The 4660-nt window shown below is 53.2% G+C and carries 3 protein-coding genes; all 3 read right to left on the bottom strand.

Annotated features, from left to right (window positions below; all coding sequences use genetic code 11):
• A partial coding sequence (locus ABYW01_RS14670) for a dimethyl sulfoxide reductase anchor subunit family protein (RefSeq protein ID WP_372833998.1) occupies positions 1 to 558 on the bottom strand: 558 nt, incomplete at its 3' end.
• A 163-nt stretch (positions 559 to 721) separates the two neighbouring features.
• Positions 722 to 1411, bottom strand: a complete 690-nt coding sequence (locus ABYW01_RS14665; protein ID WP_372833995.1) for a 4Fe-4S dicluster domain-containing protein — start codon at positions 1409 to 1411, stop codon at positions 722 to 724.
• Between the two features lie 21 nt (positions 1412 to 1432).
• Positions 1433 to 4357, bottom strand: coding sequence for a molybdopterin oxidoreductase family protein (locus ABYW01_RS14660; protein ID WP_372833993.1), 2925 nt, complete (start codon positions 4355 to 4357; stop codon positions 1433 to 1435).
• Positions 4358 to 4660: the final 303 nt, after the last annotated feature.

Here is a 4660-nt window from a genome sequence, read left to right as displayed (position 1 = left end):
TCCCATTGCAATGGTGTGCAATGTTGAGGACAGGTCACCGGTCACCGCAGATTGCACCGCAGCCAGCAGCAGAGAACCGGACATCAGGCCCAGCGCGATATAGTTTACTGGCGTCAATGACGAGTTCCACTGACGGATGGTTTTAAGGCTTGCGTAAATCATGCTGGTGCAGAACAGCGTCACCATGGCCAACGCCGCAGCACCGAAGCCTGCAAGCTGAGCGGTGCCGGTAACTTCTGTACCATTCGCCCAGATATTTGCCAGATAACCCAGTAGAAATGGGTAAAACAGCACAGCAAATACGGCTTCGCGAGACAACCAGGATGTTTTAAAGCGGCTGAAAGAACGCCATGCATTCTTAGGATTAGCCAAATGAAGCGTAGATGACAGCAAACCACCGCTGATCAACGCAAAGGCCAGACCGCCGCCCGTCAACAAAACTGTGCTGTCCTGCAACTGAGGCAAACCAAACAGGTGCCCCAGAATCATCAGAGTGATCAGGCCGTAACCTGCCCCTGACATCACGGTGAATACGAGTACTGAAAAAGCCGGATGCATAGTAACGTCTCCGTTATTAGGGTGCCGGGCCAGTGGAGGCGGCCCGGCTTGCCGGTGCTACTAACCGACAAAACTTTATTGTTGTTTTCGAATACCAATCTGCGATAACGGATTGCAAAGGTGATCTACGCAGGAGCCCCTGAGCGATCACCCGCAACCGTTATCAGCGAGCGATGACCTTGTTAACCCAACCTTTCACCGTCTCTTTCAGTGACGCAGGCTCGTGGGTCTGCACAACCGGCTTGTTACGCGGCGGCAGATAGGTATTAACCGGCTCGTAACCCAATTCAGGCATCAGCTGTTTACCGGCACGATCACGCACCAGCTGGCTGACTTCTGAATTTGGATCATCAAAGTCACCGAACACACGGGACTTCGTCGGACAGGTCATTACACACGCAGGTTTACGCTCATCTTCCGGTAATTTCTCATCGTAAATACGGTCCACACAGAGGGTGCACTTCTTCATTGTGCCTTTGTGTGGATCCAGTTCACGCGCACCGTATGGACACGCCCATGAGCACAAGTTACAGCCCATGCATTTGTCCTGATCGACAAGGACGATACCGTCTTCTTCACGCTTATAGGATGCACCGGTCGGACATACCGTCACACATGCAGCATTATCACAATGCATGCAGGACATCGGCATGTTGACGGTTTTGCTGTTTGGCGTATCGTCCACCTCATAGGTACGGATACGGTTGAGCCAGGCACCGTTCGGGTCTTTTCCGTACGGATTTTCATCCGACAGCGGACCGATGGTGCCAGACGTATTCCATTGCTTACAGGCGGTGGCGCAACCGTGGCAGCCCACACAGGTATCGAGATCAACAACCAGACCTAATTTCATCTTTTTATTCTCCGTCTGCTGTTACTTCTCGCCACGGGTCAGGATATCTGACATCGGGCGGTTCAGATTGACGTTTTCATGGGACGTGTAGCTCAACATATCCGGTGACGGCTTCGCGTTTGGCTGTGACTTCAGCGCGCTGAAGCTCGGCCATGCGCCCGTTTCACCCGGTGCAGCTGGTGTGATTTTCACACGCAGGTCATACCATGCTGCCTGACCGGTGATCGGGTCAGAGTTTGTTACACGATCCTCATTGTCACCTTTCTGCGGCAACAGTTCGGAGATCAGATGGTTCATCAGGAACGCATCGGTCGCTTCGTTCGCATCGTCGGACAGACCCCATGCACCACCACGCTTAGCGATCGCATTCCAGGTCCAGACCGTTTGTTCGTTGGTGCCTTCCATGTACTTGATCTGCACACGGATCTTACCGTTATGGGATTCAACCCATACCCAGGACAGGTCATCAATACCCATCTTCTCGGCAGCCACGCGGTTCATGAACAGGTAGTTCTGCGACATGATCTGACGCAACCACGCGTTCTGGCTATCCCAGCTGTGATACATAAACATTGGACGCTGGTTGACGGCGTGGAATGGGTATTCCTCGCGATCGATGCGCTGCTCTTCCAACGGCATGTAGTACGTTGGCAGTGGATCGAAGTATTTCACCAGACGCTCTTTGTGGTGCTCTTCGGTTGGCATCGGACCGTCGTACAAGCCCTGTCCCGCCAAACGGAACGTCTGAATCTTCTCAGAGTACAGCTCGATGACGATCTGGTTGGTCGAACCGACCCACGCGGCTTCTTTCGCCAGTTCCAGATAGTCTTTGTTCGCGTGACGCATGTAACGCTGATTCGGTGCCAGCTCCATTTCGAAGAAACCTTCGTTCTCTTCGTAGGCTTCCCACTGACGTGGGTTAGGCTCACCGCGCAGAGACTTGTCGCCATCTTTACCGCGGTAACCTGCCAGGAATCCAATACCCGGTTCTTTTTCGAAGTTAATGATGAAGTCTTTATAGCCTTCGTACTTACGGCCGCCTTCAGGTTTGCTGAACGCCGGGAAACCTAAGCGCCCTGCCATTTCAACCATCACTTCCTGCCAGCTCATCACGTTACGATCCGGCTGTACCACGGGGATACGTACGGAGTCACACGCGGCATGCGGCTCGGAGATTGGACGGTCAAGCATGGAGATTGTGTCGTAACGCTCCAGATAAGTGGTATCTGGCAGTACCAGATCAGAGTACGCCACCATCTCGGAGTTGAATGCATCAGAGCAGACGATGAACGGGATCTTGTACTCGCCGTCCTCTTTCTTCTCACACAGCATGTCCATGGTCTGAGCCGTGTTCATGCTGGAGTTCCATGCCATGTTGGCCATGAACAGCATCAGGGTATCGATCTCATACGGATCACCCTTCACTGCGTTACTGATCACCATGTGCATCAGACCGTGACAAGAAACCGGAGCATCCCAGCTGTAGGCTTTATCGATACGCAGTGGATTACCATCCGCATCAATCGCCAGATCTTCAGGACACGTTGGGAAGCCCAGAGGTGGCGATTTCAGTGGTGTATTCGGCGCCATCTCTTTGGCTGGTTTGATACCCGGTGGAACATGTTTCGGGAACGGTGGCTTCGCCAGGTGGCCCCCAGGACAGTCGATCGTGCCCAGCAGAACCTGCAGCAAGTGGATTGCACGGCAGGTTTGGAAACCGTTGGAATGAGCAGAGATACCACGCATCGCATGCATGGATACCGGACGACCGATGAACTTGTCCTGCTTACGACCGGCCCAGTCGGTCCACTCTACATCCAGAGTGATTGTTTCTTTGAACGCAACGTGCGCCATTTCAAGCGCCATACGCTCGATATCTTCAGCGGCAACACCACACTCTTTCGCGGCATTTTCCGGTGCGTACTGCGCGTCCATGTACTTATCAATCATGATAGTCATGGCGGTGCGGACAGGCGTACCATCCGGCATGGTGAACTCACCAAACAGGGCCGGATTGATGTCAGGCAGGTTCGCATCAACATACTGCTCTTTTACCAGATCCCACACTTGGATCTCGCCGCTTTCGCCGCGATAGAACAGGCCATCACCTTTCTGTCCCGGAGTATTCACGACCAGCTGAGGCGAATTGGTGTAGCGAATCAGGAACTCTTCGTCCACCAGCTTGTTTTTCAGCAGTACGTGAACCATCGACAGCGCCAGCACCGCGTCGGTACCCGGACGGATCGCAACCCACTCATCGGCAATTGCCTGATAGCCGGTACGAACAGGGTTCACCGCGACAAACTTAGCACCACGCTCTTTGAGCTTCTTCAGACCCAGTTTGATCGGGTTGGAGCTGTGGTCTTCCGCCACACCCCACATCATGAAGTATTTGGTGTTATCCCAATCCGGATCGCCAAATTCCCAGAATGCGTGACCCATGGTGTACAGACCGCCCGCTGCCATGTTCACGGAGCAGAAACCACCATGTGCAGCCCAGTTAATGGTACCGAACTGGCTCGCCCACATACCGGTCAGTGCCTGCATCTGGTCACGACCCGTAAAGTACGCCAGTTTCTTAGGGTCGGTTGCACGGATGTGAGACAGGCGCTTTTCCAGCATATCCAGCGCCTGATCCCAGGAGATCTCTTCAAACTCACCTGCACCACGTTCGGTACCCGGCTTACGCAGCAACGGCGAGCTAAGCTTCGCCGGAGAGTACTGCTTCATAATGCCTGAGTTGCCTTTGGCGCAGAGAACACCCTTATTGATTGGATGGTTGGGGTTACCCTGAATGAAACGGACCTTGTTGTCCTCTACTGTGACTTTGATGCCACAGCGACAGGCGCACATATAACAGGTCGTATATTTGGTCTGCTGGTTGTCCCGATCTTCAAACTCAGGAAGGCCAGACTGAACCGGAATTACATTGGCTTGGCTTGTCATATTTATTATCCACCGTTGCATCAGTGCCGTATCACTGACGCAGTTTTTATATACCGCGACGAGCGTCGGTTTGTCCTAATCCACTAGGACAGCCTCACGAAGTTATAGCTCTGATATTCATGCTATGGGGGGGGCTGTTTCCAGACAACGACCAGACCGCGGGCGCAGATGGGGCCAGCATGGAAAACGGTGGTACCAGAGGGTGGTTGGCCTAAACAGGGGTTTAAGGTTGGCCCCAAACCAATGCATTAGGCAGGATATTTTGACGAATCTATTCATCTGGAAATGTAGGGTAGGCTTCAG

Source organism: Pontibacterium sp. (assembly GCF_041587635.1).
Taxonomy (GTDB): domain Bacteria; phylum Pseudomonadota; class Gammaproteobacteria; order Pseudomonadales; family Balneatricaceae; genus Pontibacterium.
This window is presented reverse-complemented; position numbering and strand designations above follow the sequence as displayed.

Excerpts from the sequence above, each read along its gene's own strand:
- ABYW01_RS14660 (WP_372833993.1), bottom strand. The coding sequence starts at position 4,357 with ATGACAAGCCAAGCCAATGTAATTCCGGTTCAGTCTGGCCTTCCTGAG.
- ABYW01_RS14665 (WP_372833995.1), bottom strand. The coding sequence starts at position 1,411 with ATGAAATTAGGTCTGGTTGTTGATCTCGATACCTGTGTGGGCTGCCAC.